General features: G+C 63.2%; 18 protein-coding genes. 16 read left to right on the top strand and 2 right to left on the bottom strand.

Annotated elements, in window-relative coordinates:
• Window positions 1–15: 15 nt before the first annotated feature.
• On the top strand, window positions 16–1,434 hold the full coding sequence (locus tag MQH31_RS16405; RefSeq protein WP_243012914.1) for a glycoside hydrolase family 1 protein: 1,419 nt from the start codon (window positions 16–18) through the stop codon (window positions 1,432–1,434).
• Window positions 1,435–1,894: 460 nt separating this feature from the next.
• On the opposite strand, the gene MQH31_RS16400 is transcribed toward MQH31_RS16405, so the two are convergent.
• Entirely contained in the window at window positions 1,895–2,599 is a 705-nt protein-coding gene (locus MQH31_RS16400) for an alpha/beta hydrolase (protein WP_243012913.1), read from the bottom strand.
• 196 nt (window positions 2,600–2,795) lie between these two features.
• On the opposite strand from MQH31_RS16400, the gene MQH31_RS16395 reads away from it, so the two are divergent.
• From MQH31_RS16395 to arfA, 15 genes are all read left to right on the top strand, one after another.
• Window positions 2,796–3,242 (top strand): TetR/AcrR family transcriptional regulator, encoded by a 447-nt coding sequence (locus MQH31_RS16395; protein ID WP_243012912.1) that lies wholly within the window; start codon window positions 2,796–2,798, stop codon window positions 3,240–3,242.
• A gap of 575 nt (window positions 3,243–3,817) precedes the next feature.
• Complete coding sequence (locus tag MQH31_RS16390) at window positions 3,818–4,642, top strand: PRD domain-containing protein (RefSeq protein WP_243012911.1); 825 nt, start codon at window positions 3,818–3,820, stop codon at window positions 4,640–4,642.
• A gap of 120 nt (window positions 4,643–4,762) precedes the next feature.
• Window positions 4,763–6,685, top strand: coding sequence for a beta-glucoside-specific PTS transporter subunit IIABC (locus MQH31_RS16385; RefSeq protein WP_243012910.1), 1,923 nt, complete (start codon window positions 4,763–4,765; stop codon window positions 6,683–6,685).
• A complete protein-coding gene (locus tag MQH31_RS16380; RefSeq protein WP_279239079.1) occupies window positions 6,682–8,259 on the top strand; it encodes a glycoside hydrolase family 1 protein in 1,578 nt (525 codons plus the stop codon). Before MQH31_RS16385 ends, MQH31_RS16380 begins: the two co-directional genes overlap by 4 nt.
• A 171-nt stretch (window positions 8,260–8,430) precedes the next feature.
• On the top strand, window positions 8,431–8,865 hold the full coding sequence (locus MQH31_RS16375) for a VOC family protein (protein ID WP_134535812.1): 435 nt from the start codon (window positions 8,431–8,433) through the stop codon (window positions 8,863–8,865).
• A gap of 5 nt (window positions 8,866–8,870) precedes the next feature.
• On the top strand, window positions 8,871–9,512 hold the full coding sequence (locus MQH31_RS16370) for a winged helix-turn-helix transcriptional regulator (protein WP_243012909.1): 642 nt from the start codon (window positions 8,871–8,873) through the stop codon (window positions 9,510–9,512).
• An 82-nt stretch (window positions 9,513–9,594) separates the two neighbouring features.
• Window positions 9,595–9,951 carry a VOC family protein gene (locus tag MQH31_RS16365; protein WP_243013020.1) on the top strand — a complete coding sequence of 119 codons (357 nt, stop codon included), beginning with the start codon at window positions 9,595–9,597 and terminating at the stop codon, window positions 9,949–9,951.
• Window positions 9,952–10,007: 56 nt separating this feature from the next.
• Entirely contained in the window at window positions 10,008–10,895 is an 888-nt protein-coding gene (locus MQH31_RS16360; RefSeq protein ID WP_243012908.1) for a PRD domain-containing protein, read from the top strand.
• A 160-nt stretch (window positions 10,896–11,055) separates the two neighbouring features.
• Complete coding sequence (locus MQH31_RS16355) at window positions 11,056–11,244, top strand: PTS glucose transporter subunit IIA (RefSeq protein ID WP_243012907.1); 189 nt, start codon at window positions 11,056–11,058, stop codon at window positions 11,242–11,244.
• Window positions 11,245–11,274: 30 nt separating this feature from the next.
• Window positions 11,275–12,702 (top strand): glycoside hydrolase family 1 protein, encoded by a 1,428-nt coding sequence (locus tag MQH31_RS16350; protein ID WP_243012906.1) that lies wholly within the window; start codon window positions 11,275–11,277, stop codon window positions 12,700–12,702.
• Window positions 12,703–12,780: 78 nt separating this feature from the next.
• Window positions 12,781–13,638, top strand: a complete 858-nt coding sequence (locus MQH31_RS16345; RefSeq protein ID WP_243012905.1) for a Cof-type HAD-IIB family hydrolase — start codon at window positions 12,781–12,783, stop codon at window positions 13,636–13,638.
• A 370-nt stretch (window positions 13,639–14,008) separates the two neighbouring features.
• Window positions 14,009–15,373 carry an ABC transporter substrate-binding protein gene (locus MQH31_RS16340; RefSeq protein WP_134535805.1) on the top strand — a complete coding sequence of 455 codons (1,365 nt, stop codon included), beginning with the start codon at window positions 14,009–14,011 and terminating at the stop codon, window positions 15,371–15,373.
• Between the two features lie 142 nt (window positions 15,374–15,515).
• Window positions 15,516–16,490: a carbohydrate ABC transporter permease gene (locus MQH31_RS16335; protein ID WP_134535804.1), complete on the top strand. Its 975-nt coding sequence runs from the start codon at window positions 15,516–15,518 to the stop codon at window positions 16,488–16,490.
• Window positions 16,487–17,380: a carbohydrate ABC transporter permease gene (locus MQH31_RS16330; RefSeq protein WP_134535803.1), complete on the top strand. Its 894-nt coding sequence runs from the start codon at window positions 16,487–16,489 to the stop codon at window positions 17,378–17,380. Before MQH31_RS16335 ends, MQH31_RS16330 begins: the two co-directional genes overlap by 4 nt.
• 71 nt (window positions 17,381–17,451) lie before the next feature.
• Entirely contained in the window at window positions 17,452–18,984 is a 1,533-nt protein-coding gene (gene arfA / locus MQH31_RS16325) for an arabinosylfuranosidase ArfA (RefSeq protein WP_243012904.1), read from the top strand.
• Here arfA and MQH31_RS16320 read toward each other — a convergent pair.
• Window positions 18,981–20,231 carry an APC family permease gene (locus tag MQH31_RS16320; RefSeq protein WP_243012903.1) on the bottom strand — a complete coding sequence of 417 codons (1,251 nt, stop codon included), beginning with the start codon at window positions 20,229–20,231 and terminating at the stop codon, window positions 18,981–18,983. The genes arfA and MQH31_RS16320 overlap by 4 nt on opposite strands.
• Window positions 20,232–20,340: the final 109 nt, after the last annotated feature.

Raw genomic sequence — 20,340 nt, 5'->3', positions numbered from 1 at the left:
GAGGACCGAGCATCCATGACCAACACCACCTCACCATTCCCCGAAGGCTTTCTGTGGGGCGGCGCGACCGCAGCCAACCAAATCGAAGGCGCCTACAACCAAGACGGCAAGGGGCTGTCAGTTCAGGACGTCCTCCCGCATGGGTTGCGTTCACCCCGCACACCAGCGCCAACCCCCGATAACCTCAAGCTCGAAGCCATCGACTTCTACCACCACTATGCCGAGGACATCGCCCTGTTCGCCGAGATGGGCTTCAAGGTCTTCCGGTTCTCCATCGCGTGGAGCCGCATCTTCCCCAACGGCGACGACAAGGAGCCGAATGAGGCTGGCTTAGCGTTCTACGATCGCGTTCTCGATGAGCTCGAGAAACACGGAATCGAAGCCCTCGTCACGCTCTCCCACTACGAAACGCCGCTGCACTTGGCGGACGCCTACGGCGGATGGACCGACCGCCGACTCATCAACCTCTACGAGCGATACGCACGCACGCTGCTCGAGCGCTACGGCAGCCGGGTCAAGTACTGGCTGACGTTTAACGAGATCAACTCCCTCGTCCACGAGCCCTTCATGTCGGCCGGCATTCCCGAAACGGAGCAGCTGACGGAACAGGACCTGTACCAAGCCATGCACCACGAACTCGTCGCATCGGCGAGGGCCACACGCATCGCCCGAGAAGTGGCACCGAACGCGAAGATCGGATGCATGATCATCGCCATGCCGATCTACCCGCTGAGCCCGTCGCCACAAGACGCTGCAGCCGTCATGGATCTCGACCACTCCAACCTCGCGTTCGGCGACGTGCACACCCGCGGCGCTTACCCCGGCTACTTCCTTCGTGCCCTGAAGGAAAAGGGGATCGAGCTCAACATCACCGACGAAGATCGCACAGATCTGACCAACACGGTCGATTTCGTTTCCTTTAGCTACTACCAGTCCGTCGCCCACACCTCTGACCCGGCCAAGCTCATTCGAGGTGAAGGGAACATCATGGGCGGCGTTCCGAACCCGACGCTGGAAGCTAGCGAATGGGGATGGCAGATTGATCCCATCGGATTGCGTCTGGTGATCAACCAGTTCTGGGACCGTTGGCAGAAGCCGCTCTTCATCGTCGAGAACGGGTTCGGCGCGAAGGACCAACTCGTCGACATCAACGGTGTGAAGACAGTAATCGACGACTACCGGATCGCGTACCTCAACGACCATCTGGTCCAAGTCGGGGAAGGAATCGCCGATGGTGCCGACGTCATCGGCTACACCTCGTGGGGGTGCATTGACCTCGTCAGCGCGACGACGGCCCAGCTGAGCAAGCGGTACGGGTACATCTACGTCGACCGGAACGATGACGGAAGCGGCTCCCTCGAGCGCTTCAAGAAGAAGTCGTTCGACTGGTATGCCGAAGTGATCCGTACGAACGGGGCGACGCTGCAGGGTTAGTCCTTTATGAAGTGTGGCCGCCGGTCAGTCGCGGCGGCGACCACATCAGCCTCTCGGATCAGAGGCCGCGTGCACCTCACCAGGGTTCACCCCTTGTGAGCGGAGGTAGGTCATCCACTGGCGATGACATCAGTCGAGAGACCGTCTATGCGTACCTCCGCGCCGAGGCCTGAACGTCGCATCGTGCACACGACGTTGAACAGCTGGCCGCTCGAGGTCGCCTGCGCCCGCCGCGGATAAACGCGGTAGGCCGTGCAGGCGACCTCGAAAAGCGACACTGTTTGCAGGGATGCACCCCGCACTGCTTGTTGGCGTTCTGATCGGAACCTGGATCAAATCAGCTTCTTCAAACGAGCCATACTCACACCCGGGCATCACACCGATGAAACGGGCCCACTAAAGCGTCCACAAAACCCGGGGCTTGACGCCGATACCCGCCACGCGTCGATCATCGCGAAGATCAGGGGCCGAGCAGCTCCATGAGCTGAGTGGCGACGAGGTCGGGACGTGTGATGAACGGGTGGTGGCCCGTCCGCACTTCGACGCTGCGGGTTGCTCGCGCGGCGTGGAAGCGCTGCAACTCGATCGAGGTGCTCTGGTCGTCCCCGCACACCAGATAGGTCGAGTCGACACCCTCCCACCCTGCTGCGGTGGTCGGCGTCATGAATGCCCCGGCGTCCTGGGTAGTGACGCGTTCCCACGCCTGCTTCTGGGTCTGTGCATCTGCGTCCTGGAGGAATCGAGCTCCGAAGGAGGCCGCGTCATAGCCGGACACGCCGAGGGTGCCGTCCTCGTTCGGGGCGATGGTGACCGGGTTTCGCTCCGCGCTCATGATGTTTCCTTGCGACTGGCCGATCTCGGGCAGGTACGAGGAAATGAAGAGGAGGTGCTTCACCGCGGGATGCGTGCCGGCTTCAGCGATGACAGTTCCGCCGTATGAGTGCCCGACCACGATCGCCTCTCCAGCGGTGTCGAGTTCACGGCGCAGAGTCGCTGCGTCGCCGGTCAAGCCGCCTGCGCTCCGTTCGCGTGTCAGTTCGCCGCACGATGGCAGCGCAACAGCACGGCTGCGGATGCCCGTTCGGGACTCGAGGAGGTCAGCGGTCGCAGACCACCACCACGATCCATCGCGCACCAGCGCGCCGTGCACGAAAAGTACTTCCATTGGACACGTCCTCCTGGGTCTCTTTCCTTCCACGCTACACGTAACAGAAATTACGTGAAAAGGTGGGGGTATGGGAAGACAGCCGCAACCGCACATTCGAGACGAGCTGCTCGAGCGCTGCACTGATCACGCAATAGAGTCCGGTCTTCCGACTCGGCTCGATCCTCTCGTGAAGTCCACGGGAGTCTCCGCCCGTATGCTCCTGTACCACTTTGGAACGAGAGACGACCTGTTCCTCGCGATTCTGCGGCGTGCCCGGCAGCGCCAACTGGCGACTTTCGGCGATCTGCTGCGCGTTCGGCCGAACGAGCCGTATACGCGGACGCTCGCTCGGGCGTGGGCGACGATGACGGACGGTGAGGGGAAGCCGTACCTCCGAATGTTCAGTCAACTCCGGGTCAATGCCGAATTGTCTCTCTGGCCCGATTTTCAGCGGTCGGCAACGCTCGACTGGTTGGAGCCCCTCGAGATCGGCCTGCTCAGTATCGGCAGGCCCCAGACCGCGACCCTGGCGCTCGCCGTGATCCGCGGCCTGCTGATGGACATCGACGCGACCGGCGACACCACCCGGGCCAATCGGGCTTTCGCCGATTTCCTGGCTTTGCTCACGCCACCGGAGACTGCTCAGGCTGAGTCGACGTAAGAACGACAATACGAGGCCTTGACAGCTAACTTGTATCGTCGCCGTGATCCTCCTGCGAATCGTAGTCATTCCCGGGGTCGAGCTCATCCCCTGGGGCGCCCTTCTCGGGGCCGGCGTCTTCGTCGCGGTTTGGGTGTTGAGCGAAATCCTTGCCTCTCTCGTGAATCGGAGAGTCCCCAACGGCTTCACGGTCCCTTCGACCCCCTGGCGCGCCGATCGGGGATCGAAACCAGGTCAGCATCCGCCAGATGGCTGTTTCGGGGGCAGCATTTCTACTCCTGGAGCGAGGATCGTGCCGGGCAGTGTGACGTGTCCAACTTCGTTGTCGGAGTCCTGCCAGGTCGAGACACCTGCTGGCGTGCCTGCACATTCACGTCGGGGAAGACAAACCGTACCGAAAGGGAGCAGTGCCTGCATCGTCGGTGCGGAGAATCGCGCGCGAGACCAGCGAAGGCAGAGTCGACACTGCTAGTCTTTTGGTGGCTTGTCACTGCATTCGCAGGCAACACCGCAGCTGTTATCGAGGACGATGACAGCAGGAGTGTTTCTCGAACGGGTGTGAAGGTGAAAAAGCAGTGATCGTCAGACGAGTTCTGAACAACAACGTCGTTGATGCCCTCGACGACTCTTTGCAGGAAGTCATCGTCTTCGGCAAGGGTTTGGGGTTCAACTCAAAGCCAGGCGAATCCATCGACGAGTCCTTGGTCGAGAAGATATTCCGGCTCGACGACGATGCCGCCAGTCGTCACTTCGCCTCGATCGTCGGGTCGATCCCCGGAGATATTCTTTCCGCGACCGCTGATCTCGTCACTCGTGCCCGCGATGAACTGACCACGAAAATCAGCGACAGCCTGTACGCATCGCTGGCCGATCATCTCTCTTTCGCTGTGGAACGAGCACGAGATGGGGGTGAATTCACCGTGCCGCTCGCGGTCGACGTGCGGCGTTTTTACCCCAATGAGTATGCGTTCGCAAAGAGCGCCGTCGTCGAACTCAACTCAAAGCTCGATTCCGCCTTGCCCGCCGAGGAAGCCATCAGCATTGCCCTGCACGTAATCAACGCCCAGGTGGGCGGTGCGGCAGATAGCGCCACACGGCTCATGGAGCTCACCCATTCAGTCCTCGAGATCGTGCGCCTGGATTTCGGTCTTGCTTATGACGAAGACAGTCCGGCATATCTGCGTTTTGTCACCCACCTTCGTTTCTTCGCGCAACGTGTTCTTCTTGGAGAGACGGTTCAACGTGATGACGCGGAACTCCTACGCATCCTCCGTGAGCAGAAGCCTTCGGCTTTCGCGTGCGTGGACAAGGTCGATTCCTTTGTCATGCGCAGTCATGGGCACGCGATGAGCGCATCCGAAAAGGTCTACATCGGACTTCACATCGCCAGTTTCCTGTAGCAGGCGATCCTCAAACCCGGAAGCATCCGCTTCCGCCACCAGAAAACAGAATACGAATCCGAAGCCGCGTCAGGGTCACCGCGTGAAGCCCGGGATTCTTCACGAGAAGGAGAGTTCCTAATGAAGTACGAAAAGGATGCCGCGGCGATCATCGCCGGGGTCGGCGGGGAGGACAACATCACTTCCCTCTACCACTGTGTCACGCGTCTACGCTTTGCGCTGAAGGACAGCACGAAGGCCGACCGAACCGCGCTGACGGCTGTGACGCCGGTCATGGGCGTGAACGATGCTGGCTCCCAGTATCAGGTCGTGATCGGCAACGATGTTCCCGACGTCTACCGTGCGATCGTCGCCAGACTTCCCCGCCTGGCCAGCGTCGACTCCGTCGAGACCCTCGCGGCCGGGGCGGCGGGTGAGAAACAGAAGCTGCACCTGCGATTCCTGGACTTTATCTCGGGCACATTCGCGCCGATTCTCCCAGCGATTGCCGGTGCCGGTCTGCTCAAGGGAATCCTGGCGCTGATCAAAGCCTTCGGTTGGGTTGACCCGACTTCACAGACATTCCTGATCTTCTCCGCCATCGCGGACGCAGTCTTCTTCTTCCTGCCCATCATCGTCGCGGTGTCGGCAGCCCGGAAGCTCGGTGCCAATCCCTACGTTGCCGCGTCACTCGGTGGCACGCTGGTTTATCCGGCACTCACTGCACTCCTGGGCGCGGGTGATCCGGTGGGCTTGCTGGGTATCCCCGTCACTACTGCGGTCTACTCCTACTCCGTGATCCCGGTGTTGTTGGGTGTATATCTCTTGTCGTGGGTTGAGCGTGGCTTCACGAAGGTCGTTCCCTCGTTCCTCAAGCTCACCTTCGTGCCCATGTTGTCCCTTGTCGTCGTGGTACCGATTACACTCATCGTTCTCGGTCCTCTGGGCACTTTCGTTGGGAAGGGCATTGCCGGCAGCATCAACTGGGCGCTCGACAATGGTGGTGCCCCAGGCGGTTTCGTTATCGGCGCGCTGCTGCCGCTGATCATCATGACGGGTATGCACTACACGCTGGTGCCCTTCATCTTGCAGAACCTGGCCGCGCTCGGCTATGACAAGTTCTTGCCCCTCACGTACGTGCAGACCTTTGCCACAGCGGGCGCTGTATTCGGTGTCTTCCTCCGCGCAAAGAACACGCAGGTCAAGGCCCTTTCACTGTCCACAACGTTCACGGCCCTCATGGGTGTGACGGAGCCGGCGCTGTATGGTCTCGCTCTCCCGCTTCGCCGGCCGCTGATTGCGTCGATGGCTGGTGCGGGAGTTGGTGGCGCCATCTCACTGGGATTCGGTGTGAAGGCCTATGTTCTCGCCGGCAACGGTGGCCTGCCAGGCCTTCCCGGTCTTGTCGGTGAGACATTCGGGTGGTCACTCGTGGGCATTGTCGTCGCCTTCATCGTGTCTGCGGTCGTCTCGGCGGTTCTCGGCATCGACGAGTCCATCCTTGTCGGCAGCACGGACAACGCAGCCGCCACGGCTTCGGTTCGCTCAGTCGTGGGGGTGCCTGCAGCCCCGTCCGCTGCAGGTGTCAGCGAGATTGTTTCCTCGCCGATGACCGGTGAGCTCGTCTCTCTCGATGACGTGCCTGACAAGACATTCTCTCAGCGACTCGTTGGCGAAGGTACGGCCATTCGGCCGACTGACGGCAGGGTTACCTCACCGGTAGACGGTGAGGTCGTGACAGTGTTTCCAACGAAGCATGCGGTCGGCGTCCGTAGCGATTCGGGTGTTGAAGTACTCATCCACGTGGGTCTCGACACAGTCACACTTCGGGGTGCAGGGTTCACCACCCACGTGGTCGTCGGTGATCGGGTGTCGGTGGGTGACCTCTTGGTGGAGGTGGACTTGGACACGGTCGGCGCCACCCACGACACCCTGAGTATCGTCGTCGTCACTAACTCGGCCAGCTACGCAGTCGATCCGGGTACCACCGGGCCGGTGCGAGCTGGGGACGCCCTCATCCGAGTGACGCCTGTCGTCGCATCCGCCGTGGAGGTCGTCGTATGACCCACGAAATGACAACTGTCGACACAGCTACGGATCCAAGTCCGACGGGAGCGACCGGCGCTTTTCCCGATGCTTTTCTCTGGGGTGTCGCATTCGCGGCCAATCAGGTCGAGGGCGGATTCGACGAGGGCGGCAAGGGCCTGTCGCAGGCAGACGTCATCCCCTTTCGTGTCGCGAGCGATTACGTCGACATCACCTCTCTCATGGAGGCCTCGGCGGCCTCAATCGCCCAGGCGGTTGCGACTCCCGGCACCGATGGCTATCCGAAACGACGGGGCAGTGATTTCTATCACCGCTGGGAAAGTGACATTGACCTCTTTGCAGAGATGGGCTTGAAGGCCTTGCGAATGTCGATCGCCTGGTCCCGCATCTTCCCGAACGGCGACGATCTGGAACCGAACGAGGAAGGTTTGCTCTTCTACGAACGCCTCTTCCTGCGCCTCCGCGAGAAAGGTATCGCACCCGTTGTCACGATGTCTCACTACGAGATGCCGTTGAACCTCGTCACAGAGTATGGCGGTTGGACCAACCGGGCCGTCGTGGGCCTGTTCGAGCGGTACGCACGCACGATCGCGACCCGCTATCAGGGCCTGGTGCACTATTGGCTGACATTCAACGAAATCAATACCACCGTGATCGAGCCATACACCGGCGGGGGAGTCATCGCTCGGGAACCCGACCCAGGCGTTGACCCCCGGCAGGCGAGCTACCAGGCGTTGCACCATCAATTCGTGGCGAGCGCATCGGCCACCCGAATCGTGCACGACGTCGATCCTTCGGCGCAGGTTGGCTGCATGCTGGCTCGTATGTCGCACTATCCGGCGTCGAGCGACCCGGCGGATGTCGTGAAAGCCCAATTCGACAACAATATGAACCTGTTTCACTCCGACGTTCAAGTTCGTGGCCGATATTCAGGTCATGTTCGCCGATTTTGGCGTGACCAGGGCATTGACGTGCGGATGGAGCCAGGTGACGACGAACTATTGGCCGCGAACACGGTGGACTTCCTGTCGTTTAGCTACTACATGAGCCTCGTATCGTCGGTTGCGCCCGAGAAATATGGTGCGACGGGGGGCAATCTGTTCTCGACGATCAAGAATCCGCACCTCTCGACCACGGAGTGGGGGTGGCATCTTGATCCTGAAGGCCTCCGCTACGTGCTGAACGATCTGTGGGACCGGTACCAGGTTCCCCTGTTCATCGTCGAGAACGGTCTCGGCGCAACCGACGTGCTCACGGGCTCACCCGCCGATCCCACGATGGGCGCGCCTGACACGCGCCGGGTACACGACCCATACCGCATCGATTACTTTGTCCAGCACCTTCGCCAGGTGCGCGAGGCGATCGCGGACGGGGTCAATCTCCTGGGATACACGGCATGGGGCGGATTAGACATTGTCAGCGCTTCAACCTCGCAGATGACCAAGCGATACGGGGTCATTTATGTCGATGCCGACGACGATGGACGTGGAAGCTTCGACCGCATTCGCAAGGACAGCTTCTATTGGTACAAGCGCCTCGTGGACACGAACGGCGAAGTGCTCGATGAGTTGATGTCACAGAAATCGGACTGAACGGCGGCGGAACACCGGGGGTCGCAGACAGTGGCTGCGACCCCTCTCCGGGTTTCTCGATGGACGGGCTGGGCGGTCGCGCCCGGAAGGGCTCGGTAGAGGCCTTGACAGCACACTTGTTTTTTGCAAGTATGGCGGCAGTCCACATGGAAACCACTAGAAGGAGACACGATGACAACGATGTTCGTCAACCTGCCGGTGACCGACCTGGAGCGCGCGAAGGCGTTCTACACGGCGCTCGGATTCACCATCAACCCGGCCTTCTCGGACCACAACGCGGCTTGCGTCGTGGTCGAGGAAGACCACAGCTACTTCATGATCCTGGTCCGCGAGTACTTCCAGACCTTCACCGACCTGCCGATCGGCGACCCGGCCGTGAATCCCTCGGTGTCGACCGCACTCTTCCTGGACAGTCGCGAGGCGGTCGACAAGGCCGTCACCGACGGCGTCGCCGCTGGAGGGTCCGAGCCCAAACCAGCCTCGGACTATGGCTTCATGTACCAGCGCCAGCTGAACGACCCCGACGGCAACTTCCTCGAATTTGGGTGGATGGACCCGGTAGCGGCCGCTCAAGGCCCCGAAGCCTTCGCGAATCAGCAGGACTGAGGTCGATGGCCGCACGTGACTATGGTCAATACGGTGGCGTCACGCGAGGCCTGGAGCTTGTGGGGGAGCGCTGGGCCCTGCTCATCGTGCGCGACCTGCTCGTCGGGCCGCGCCGCTACGGCGAACTCGCCGGGGGACTCGCTCGTATCCCGAGCAATATCCTGGCCGCACGGCTCAAGGAGCTGCAGGTGGCGGGCATCATCCGACGAGTGCCGCACTCGCGCGTCATCGTCTACGAGCTGACGCCGTACGGCCGCGAGCTCGAACCCGTCGTGCTCGCACTCGGGGCGTGGGGCTTCAAGTCCTTGGGCGATCCGCGGGAGGAGCAGGTGATCACCCCCGACGCGATGACGATGGACCTTCGGACCGCCTTTCGGCCGCTGGTTGCGGGGCAGTTCCCGGCGACCGCGTACTCTGCGCGGTTCGGTCGTGCCGAGCTGCTGATCCGGGTGGACGGCTCCACCCTCGACGTGACGCGCGGGGACGGGCCCGTCGACCTCGCCTTCGCCGCTGGTCCCGCCATCCGCCTGCTCATTTCCGGTGAGCTTGCTCCGGAGCGCGCGATCGAGACCGGGGTCGTCGAGGTGCTGCGCGGTCGGCGAGCCCTCCTCGGCCGCTTCGCGAGCACGTTTCACCTGGCCGCCTGAACCGATCGCCGAACCGCTCGGGCGGCAACCGGAGTGTTCCGCGCCTGGACCTGGGGTGAAGCTCGGGCGTAGTGTGTCCGGCATGTCGTTGTTCTGGGAAGAAGTCGTCGTCGATTGTCGCGACCCGAAAGCGCTCGGGCGATGGTGGCAGGAAGCCCTCGGTTGGATCGTGGTCGGCGAGAGCGACGACGAACTCGAACTCGCCGCCGCCGAGGGTGCGCACCCGACCTTGCTTTTCGGCGCAGTGCCCGAGGGGAAGACCGTGAAGAACCGTCTCCATCTGGACTTCGTCCCGGACGACCAGGCCGCCGAGGTCGGGCGTCTGGTCAGCCTTGGGGCGACGCGAGCCGATGTGGGTCAGCGAGACGTATCCTGGGTGGTCCTGGCGGACCCGGAAGGCAATGAATTCTGTGTACTGTCAGCCCGCACCGCTGCGTAGCGCACGCGCCGGTCGAACACGGCGACCGCGGAAGACCAGCGCCCTAAACTAGCGTTATGGCGAGGCAAGACGGGGCAGCACGCACACCGGACAAGGTGGTGCACAAGGTGCTCAACAACAACGTCGTCATCTCGATCGACAAGTCCGGTCAGGAACGTGTGCTGATGGGCCGCGGACTGGGATTCCAGCTGCTTCCGACCGACACGATCGATCCGGCCAAGGTCGAGAAGACCTTCGTCCTCGATCAGGGCAGCGACGCCGACCACGCCCGCCAGCTTCTTGCCTCCGTACCGTACCCGGTGATCGAAGCGGTCACGACGGCCATCGACGAGGCCGAACGGACCCTGGGCCGAAGCCTCGGGCGCCGAATGCCGCTTGCCATCATCGACCACATCCAGTTCGTGCTCGAACGGATGCAGAAAGGCATCCGCATCCCGACGACGTCCATGCCCGAACTGCGCGTCCTCCATCCGCAGGAGTTCGACGCCGCGACGGCAATGGCCCGGTCGGTCAGCGCGAGCCTGAACACCGCCCTCCCCGACGAGGAAGCGGTTTTCCTCACCATGCATCTCCTCAACGCGACCAGGGACGAGCCCAATGGGACCGCGGCACTGCTCTTCCGTCGCGTGCAGCACGTGGTGACGACGGTCGAGGCCGGGCTCGGTGTGAAGCTCGACGTGGCGAGCCCCGACTACGCGCGGTTCATCCTGCACATCCAGTTCCTCCTGCAGCGGCTCGTGGCGAAGTCGATGTTGCGCGGCTCGGATACGTCCTTCTTCGAATTCGCCAAGCACAGCTATCCGCGCTCCTATGCCATCGCCGCGGACGTCAAGTCGTATGTCAGTGCCGCAACGGGCTCCGACCTCACCGACGAAGAGCTCCTCTACGTGATCGTGCACGTCGAGCGATTGGCGAACCAGATGGTGGATGGTGCCGCAACCTGATCGTGTGCTACGTTGAAAAAGCAGGGCGAGGAAGCCCTGTGGAAGCATTTTCGGATTGTTACCGCTCAGCGGGCAAAACCTGAACTCGCATCGCCAGTATGGCGGTGAATGAGTTCAGGTCTTTTTTTGCCCAAAAGCCGCGAACAATCGCTTCCTGAGCATGGAAGACGCGTTGTCACGGGGGAAGGCGAATGAGACCGGTGGACTGCAGCACGCGGATGGAGCGGACGCGTTGATCCACGTCGGCATCGACACGGTCAAGCTCGGCGGCACGTTCTTCTCCCTGAAGGTGGAGAAGGGTCAGCAGGTCAAGGCCGGCGATCTCCTCCTCTACCGGTCACCTGCGTAAAACGTAGTCAGCGATAAAAGGAGTACACGAATGACCGATTCAACACCCGTCACGTTCCCGCAGGACTTTCTCTGGGGCGGCGCGACCGCCGCGAACCAGATCGAGGGCGCATACAACGAGGGCGGCAAAGGCTTGTCCATTCAGGACGTCATGCCGCAGGGAATCACGACTCCGCGCACCGCGGGCCCCACGGACGACAACCTCAAGCAGGTGGCCATCGACTTCTACCACCGCTACGCCGAGGACATCGCCCTGTTCGCCGAAATGGGCTTCCGCACCTTCCGTTTCTCTATGGCCTGGAGCAGGATCTTCCCCCTCGGCGACGAGACGGAACCCAACGAGGAAGGCCTCGCCTTCTACGACCGCGTCATCGACGAGTGCGAGAAGCACGGCATCGAACCCTTGGTGACCATCTCGCACTATGAGACCCCGCTGCACCTGACCGAGACCTACGACGGCTGGGTCAACCGTGACCTGATCGGATTCTACGAACGCTACGCCCGGGTGCTCTTCGCCCGCTACGGCGCCCGGGTGAAGTACTGGCTCACCTTCAACGAGATCAACTCCGTGCTGCACGCGCCGCTGTTGTCCGGCGGCATCAACACCCCGAAGGACCAGCTCACTCGGACAGACCTGTATCAGGCCGTGCACAACGAGCTGGTGGCGAGCGCGCTCGCCACCAAGGCTGCCCGCGAGCTCGCCCCGTCCGCCCTGGTCGGCTGCATGATCCTCGCGATGCCGGTCTATCCGTTGTCTCCGGATCCCGACGACGTGATGGCCTCGCTCACCACCGAACGCACCAACCTCGCCTTCGGCGACATCCATGTGCGCGGAGAATACCCGGGGTACTACCTGCGCAGCCTGCGCGACCAGGGCGTCGAACTGGTGATCACCGACGAGGACCGGGCGCTGCTCAAGGAGAACACCGTCGACTTCGTCTCCTTCAGTTACTACGTGAGCGTGGCCGAGACCGCAGACAACTCGAAGCGGGTCATGGGCGAAGGGAACATCTTCCCCGGGGTCGCGAACCCGACGCTGAAGGCCTCCGAGTGGGGCTGGCAGATCGACCCGGTCGGCCTGCGCATCGTGCTCAACCAGTTCTGGGATCGCTGGCAGAAGCCGCTCTTCATCGTCGAGAACGGCCTCGGAGCCAAGGATGAGCTCGTCACGGTGGTTGGCCGGAAGACCGTCATCGACGACTACCGCATCGAGTACTTCAACGATCATCTCGTGCAGGTCGGCGAGGCCGTCGCCGACGGCGTCGACGTGATGGGGTACACGTCCTGGGGCTGCATCGACCTCGTCAGCGCCAGCACGGCACAGATGAGCAAGCGATACGGCTTCGTCTACGTCGACCGCAACGACGACGGCACCGGAACCCTGGACCGCTACAAGAAGAAGTCCTTCGACTGGTACGCCGAGGTCATCCGTTCGAATGGAGCGAGCCTCACCCGATAGCGTAGAACCAACCGGGTTCGTCCCGTCGGCCGCCTCCCGGATGCACTGTCCCGGAGGCGGCCTCGTTTGGAGCAGATCATGATTTCCCCCCGCATCGCCTTCGTCGACGTCGACGGCACCCTCATCGACTCCGGGGAGGTGATCGCACCCTCGTCGATCGAGGCCGTGCGGCTCGCCCGGCAGAACGGGCACCTGGTGTATCTCAGTACCGGGCGGGCCTCGGTGGAGATCTACCCGGCGATCCGGGAGATCGGCTTCGACGGTGCGGTCAGCGCCGGCGGCGGATTCGCCGAAGTCGGCGACGATGTCGTGATCTCCCGCACGATGCCCGAAGACGCGGTAGCGAGAATGGTGGCGTTCTACGAGGACGCGGGATACGACTTCTACCTGCAGTCCTACGACAAGCTCTACCCGAGCCCCGGCGTGCGCGCGCGTTTTGCGACCTATCTCGAGGACGACAAGGAACGACAGGGCGATCCCCGGCCGGACCTGGGCTCCGTCACCGGCGCCGATGAGCATCCGGTCCTTAAGGCCTTCGCCGACGTGCGCCCCTTCACCTTCACCGGCATCGCCAAGTCGGTCTTCCTCGCGGGAGACCTCCGCGCCTTCGAGCGCGTCACGAACGCGCTCGGCGGGGACTTCCACGTCATCACCGGCACCATTCCGCACATGGGTCGCGGCAGTGGTGAGGTGACCCTCGGCGGGGTGAACAAGGGCACCACGATCCTGCAGTTGCTCGACCTGCTCGGCCTCGACGCGGCATCCGCCATCGGTATCGGCGACAGCAACAACGACATTGAAATGCTGCAGGTGTGCGGGGTCGGCATCGCAATGGGCAACGCCACCGCGGAGGTCAAGTCCCATGCCGACGAGGTCACCACCTCCGTGCTCGACGACGGGGTCTGGAACGCCTTCCGCCGCCACGGCCTGATCTGAGGGCAGTTCAGGACCCGGTGTCCTGATGAGGCGGGGACCGGTCCCGCAATTTGAACAATTCTCTTGACAACGACCGCGCGGGTCACCATGATCAATTACAACGTTGGAAATTACAACGTTGTACCTGTTGTTTCGCCGCACTCATTCGTACATGACGAGGTGAAGGCACGCCGAATCAAGGAGGATTCGTTGTCAATGATCTGCGCAGACATCGCCGTATACGGCACCCTTGACTGCTCCCGCATTCGTCGCTCCGACGCCTCGTGATCCGTCCATCGATCCGACGCGGATTCACCACCGCGCCCGGACGCTTCACACCTATGACTCTCGACAGCTTCGTCGGGATCTCCATTGAAGGGAAACAAACACAGTGAACAAAAAAACCCTCGTCGCAGCAGTGAGCACCGGTGCTCTCCTGCTCGGACTCACCGCTTGTTCGGCCGACGGAAGCACGAGCGGTGCTGGTTCCACGGCCGCGGCGGATGCCACGTCCTGCAGCAACACCATCGTCTATCCGGACGCCCCCAAGGTCTCGGTCTGGGCCTGGTATCCGAACATCAACACGGTCGTCGACCTCTTCAACAAGGCCCACAAGGATGTGCAGGTCTGCTGGTCCAACGCGGGACAGGGCGGTGACGAGTACGCCAAGTTCTCGACGGCCATCGCCGCGGGCACCGGCGCTCCCGACGTCATCATGCTCGAAGACGAGGTACTGCCCGGATTCGAGCTGCAGAAGGCGCTTGTCGACCTGACCAAGTACGGTTCGGACGACGTCAAGGCGAACTTCAGCAGCGGTGCCTGGAAGGATGTCTCGAGCGGAAGTTCCGTCTACGCGATCCCGGTCGACGGCGGACCGATGGCCATGATCTACCGCAAGGACATCTTCACCAAGTACGGCATCACGATCCCGACGACGTGGGCCGAATACGAGGCCGCGGCCGTGAAGCTCAAGGCGGCCGGCGGGCCGTTCATGGGCGACTTCGGAAGCAACGTTCCTGCCTGGTTCACCGCGCTGATGACCCAGAACGGCCAGACCGCCTGGAAGTACGACAACAGCAGCCCACAGAGCATCGGCATCGCGCTGAATGACGCGGGCAGCAAGGAGGTCGCCACCTACTGGCAGGGACTCATCTCCCAGGGCCTCGTCGACACCAAGGACCAGTTCAACACCGATTATGTCGGCGGGATGGCGAGCGGCAAGTACGCCACGTACATCTCCGCAGCCTGGGCCCCCGGATACCTCTCGGGCAACGGCGGCGCGGCGACCGGGCCGGGCGCGGAATGGGCCGTTGCGCCGCTTCCGCAGTGGGACACCAGTAAGCCCGTTTCGGTCAACTGGGGCGGATCAACGCTCGCGGTGACGACCCAGGCCAAGGATCCGGCCCTCGCCACCACGGTCGCCAAGGAACTGTACGCCTCAGACGCCGAACTGAAGGATGGCGTCGACACGCAGACCATCTTCCCGCTCAGCAAGTCGGTGCTGGACGCCGAGTGGTTCGCCTCCACCCCGGTGGCTTTCTTCAACGGCCAGAAGGCCAACGGCGAGGTCTACATCCCGGCAGAGAACGCGTACAAGGGCTACACCTACAGCCCCTTCACGACGTACTACTACTCGGAGCTGACGAAGGCGATGGTCACCATCATCAAGCAGACCTCGACCGGCGAGAAGGCCCTCGACGACCTCCAATCGACGATGTCCACCTATGCGAAGGCACAGGGCTTCACCGTCCAGTAACGTGACCGGGCAGATTGCCGAACCGGCGATCTGCCCCGGATCCGGGGCGGCTGCGCATCGCGGCCGCCCCGGGTCTTCCTCCTCCGTCCTCTGGCACCGGATCATCCGGTCAGGACACACCCTTTCTTCTAAGAAGGACGAAATGACCAACCCAGCAACGACGCTGTCCTCCCCAGGAGCCGCCGCGACGACGCCCCAGGCAGCGTCGACGTCGAAGAAGCCACAGTCGCGACGGCGATCCGTCAGCCGCGGCTGGATCGGCTGGCTCTTCATCGCCCCCTTCGGGATTGTCTTCGTCGTCTTCCTCGTCAGCCCTCTGGCGTACGCCTTCTACCTCAGCCTCTTCTCGAAGGGGCTCGCCACCGGGACCATCTTCAGCGGCGTCGGCAACTACGTGAAGGCCTTCACCGACCCCGAGTTCCTCAGCGGCGTCTGGTTCGTGCTGCGATTCGCCGTGGTGCTCATCCCCGTGCAGATGGCCGTTTCCCTCGCCGCAGCGCTGGTACTGGATTCCCTCACCACGCGACTGGCGAACTTCTCCCGGCTGATGATCTTCGTGCCGTACGCCATCCCCGCCGTGATCGGCTCGATCATGTGGGGCTTCCTCTACAGCCCGTCCTTCGGGCCGCTGAACAACCTGTTCTCGTTGATCAACCAGCAGGCGCCCGAAATCCTCAACTCGGACAACATCTTCGGCGGCCTGATGAACGTCGTGGTCTGGCAGTGGGCCGGCTACTACATGATCATCATCTACGCGGCACTCCGGGGAATCGACCCCAGCATCTACGAGGCCGCTCGCATCGACGGCGCGAACCCGCGACAGATCGCCCTGCGGGTGAAGGTCCCGATGATCACCTCGGCCCTCGTCCTGATCCTCGTCTTCGCGCTGATCGGCACCCTGCAGTTCTTCACCGAGCCGCAGGTGCTGAAACCCATCGCCAACGGCGCCATCACGGCCAGCTTCACCCCCAACATTTACGCGTACAACCTGGCATTCCAGTTCTCGCAGTTCAACTACGCGTCGACGATCTCGTTCTCCCTCGGGATCGTGGTGTTCATCGCGGTCTACATCTTCCTATTCAGTACCCGCAAGCGCAGAGGAGGGTTCAGCTCATGACCGCCGCAACCATTACGAGAGCCCGCCCCCGCACCGGCCGGCCGAAGCGCAACATCACCGCTCACATCTTCCTGGTCGCCCTCGTGCTCTACTTCCTGATGCCGCTGTGGTGGCTGTTCGTGGCGAGCACCAAGGACGCCCAGGGACTGTTCTCCGGTGCGGGCGGCGCGCTCTGGTTCGACAAGAACTTCAATCTCGTGCAGAACATCCAGGAGCTCTTCACCTACAAGGGCGGCCTGTACCTGCGCTGGCTCGGCAATTCGGCCCTCTACGCGGTTGTCGGGGGAGTCGGCGCGACCGTCCTCGCCGTTCTGGCCGGTTACGGCTTCGCGAAGTTCCGGTTCAAGGGCCGCGACTTCTCCTTCGCTATCCTGCTCGGCTCCGTGATGGTCCCCCTGACAGCCCTGGTCATCCCGACCTTCATGCTGATGAGTCAGATGCACCTGACGAACACCATCTGGGCGGTCATCCTGCCGTCACTGCTCAGCCCGTTCGGCGTCTACCTGATGCGCGTCTACGCAGCGGATGCCGTTCCAGACGAGCTTCTGGACGCCGCCCGCGTCGACGGCTCAGGCGAATTCCGCACCTTCTTCCGGGTGGCCGTTCCCCTGATGCGCCCCGCGATCGTGACCGTGCTGCTGCTCTCGGTGGTCGGCACCTGGAACAACTACTTCCTGCCGCTGGCCGTGCTGTCCGACCAGAATCTGTACCCGATCACGGTCGGCCTCGGCGGCTGGCAGGCCCTCGCGGCATCGAACAACGGTGGCGGCGCATCCCTGTACACCCTCATCGTGGTCGGATCGCTCATCTCCATCATTCCGCTCATCATTGCCTTCCTCAGCCTGCAGAAGTACTGGCAGGGCGGCCTGTCGCTCGGAGCGCTCAAGTAGCCGAATCGCACCATCGGGGCCGGCCGGCGCTTGCCCGAAATCCAGTCACCTCTACCTCACGAAAGATGCCCATGCTCACCGCACGCCTCACCATCGACCCCCACTTCGCCGTCGGAGCGGTCAACCGACGCCTGTTCGGATCATTCGTCGAGCACCTCGGCCGGTGCGTCTACGACGGCATCTATGAACCGAGTCACCCCACGTCCGACGCGGAGGGGTTTCGCCAGGACGTCATCGAGCTCGTCAAGGAGCTCGGAGTCTCGACCATCCGCTATCCCGGTGGCAACTTCGTTTCCGGCTTCCGCTGGGAGGACAGCGTCGGGCCCGTCGCCGAGCGTCCCCGCAGGCTCGACCTCGCCTGGCATTCGACGGAGACCAACGAAGTGGGGCTCCACGAGTTCTCGGGCTGGCTCGACAAGGTCGGCAGCGAACTGATGATGGCGGTCAACCTGGGAACCCGGGGAACGATGGACGCGCTCGACCTGCTCGAATACTCCAACATCGCGGCCGGCACCACGCTGAGTGACCGGCGGGTCGCGAACGGCAAGACCGACGCCTTCGGCGTCAGGATGTGGTGCCTCGGCAACGAGATGGACGGTCCCTGGCAGCTTGGACACCGCTCGGCAGACGACTACGGCAAGATCGCCTCGCGGACGGCCAAGGCCATGCGCCAGGTCGATCCGAGCATCGAGCTCGTCGCCTGTGGCTCCTCGAGCGCGCACATGCCCACCTTCGGCGAGTGGGAGCGGGTCGTGCTGACCCACACCTACGAGGACGTCGACTTCATTTCCTGTCACGCGTACTACGAGGAGAAGAACGGCGACCTGGGGAGCTTCCTTGCCTCGGCCGTCGACATGGACCACTTCATCGATTCCGTCGTCGCCACCGCCGATCACGTGAAGGCCGTGCTCGGCAGCACGAAGACGATCAACATCTCCTTCGACGAGTGGAACGTCTGGTACATCGACCGGTTCGAGAACGTCGACAAGATCACGGGCCTCGACAACTGGCCCGTTGCCCCGCGGCTGCTCGAAGACTCCTATTCCGTCGCCGACGCCGTCGTCTTCGGGAACCTGCTGATCTCCCTCCTTCGGCACGCCGACCGGGTGACGAGCGCGTCACTCGCCCAACTGGTCAACGTGATCGCGCCCATCATGACGGAGCCCAATGGCCCGGCCTGGCGCCAGACGACATTCTTTCCCTTCGCGCTCACCTCGCGACTGGCGCAGGGCGTTGCGCTCGAGGTCAAGCTTGAGAGCGAGACGTACTCGACTGCGGTCTACGGCGACGTGGCCGTCGTCGATGCCGTCGCCACGCACGACGAGGAGACCGGACTGACGAGCGTGTTCCTGGTGAACCGGGACCAGACTCGCGCGGTTTCTGTCGAAATCGACACGACGGCGCTGGGGGATGTCACTGTGCGCGAGGCCCAGACCCTGTCCGACGCGGAAGTGTACGCAAAGAATGTGCTCGACGACCAGGAGCGCGTCGGCCTGCGCGCCAACGACAGCGTGCGCGTCTCCAGGGACGTCGTCAGCATCACCCTTCCGCCCGTTTCCTGGACGGCGGTCTCGCTCGCCATTGGTGTCGACGACCTCGACTAGTCGCGTCTGCCGAGCCGGATAAGACGGTATCCGACACCAGCGACGAGGACGATCACCCCGGCGACGATGGAAACCGGGGGCAGGGTCGCGACCAGGACGAGGCATCCGCCGGCGCCGAGCACCTGGATGGCCTTCGGATACCGGCGCATCACCCGGGGCTGGGTGAACGCCGACAGATTGGCGACGAGGTAGTAGACCAGGACGCCGAACGACGAGAACCCAATCGCACCGCGGAGATCGACGGTGAGGACCAGAATGCTCACGACGGCTGCGAGGGCGATTTCGGCACGGTGCGGCACGTGGTATTTCGGGTGGACCGCGGCGAGCCGGCCGGGCAGATCGCCGGTACGGGCCATCGCTAGGATCGTGCGCCCGACCCCGGCCACGAGCGCGAGGAGCGCTCCGAGCGAGGCCAGGGCCGCACCGAGTCGCACCAGCGGGGTGGCCCAGGCCCAGCTGCCGGCCGTGGCGACGTCGACCAGGGGTGCCACGGACGTGGCCAGCCGGTCCGGTCCGATCACGAGAAGCAGGGTGACCGCGATGATCGCGTAGATGACGAGCGCGATGGCCAGTGCGGTCATGATCGCCCGGGGGATGGTGCGCTTCGGATCCCTGACTTCCTCGCCCATCGTGGCGATGCGGGCGTAGCCGGCGAAAGCGAAGAACAACAAACCCGCGGATTGCAGGATTCCGTACCAGCCGCCCGCGAACAGGTTCGTGCCGAGGCCGAGCGGATGCGTCACGCCACCGGCGAGGCCACCGATCACGACGACCGCGAGCACGATCAGGACCAGGGCCACGATGATCCGGGTCAGGCCGGCCGTGCGCGTGACGCCGAAATAGTTGACCGTGGCCAGGCCCAGGACGGCGGCGACGGCGACGGGTTTCTCCCAGCCGGCCGGCGCAGCGTACGCGGCGAACGTCAACGCCATCGCCGCGCAGCTCGCGGTCTTGCCGATCACGAAACTCCACCCGGCGAGGAATCCCGGCCACTCGCCGAGGCGCTCCCGGCCATAGACGTATGTTCCACCGGATGTCGGGTACTGGGCGGCGAGCTGCGCAGACGACGAAGCGTTGCAGTACGCGACCACGGCCGCGATGGTGAGCCCCATCAGGAGACCGCCACCCGCCGCCGCCGCGGCGGGTGCGAATGCGGCGAAGATGCCTGCGCCGATCATCGAGCCGAGGCCGATGACCACGGCGTCACCGGTGCCGAGTCTGCGCGCAAGCGCCGGAGTGTTGGACATGACCGCCTGTCTACCGTGCGTGCTGTGCGGACTGCACGTGCTCTGCCGGAAGAGTATCAGCAGCAGTCGCAGGGGCGCGGCAGAGAGCGCGACCGCCGGGCGAGTCGGT

The organism is Cryobacterium zhongshanensis (genome assembly GCF_022760445.1).
GTDB classification, from domain to species: domain Bacteria; phylum Actinomycetota; class Actinomycetes; order Actinomycetales; family Microbacteriaceae; genus Cryobacterium; species Cryobacterium algoricola.
Note: the sequence above shows the minus strand (reverse complement) of the source record. Positions and strands in the feature narration are given on the sequence as shown.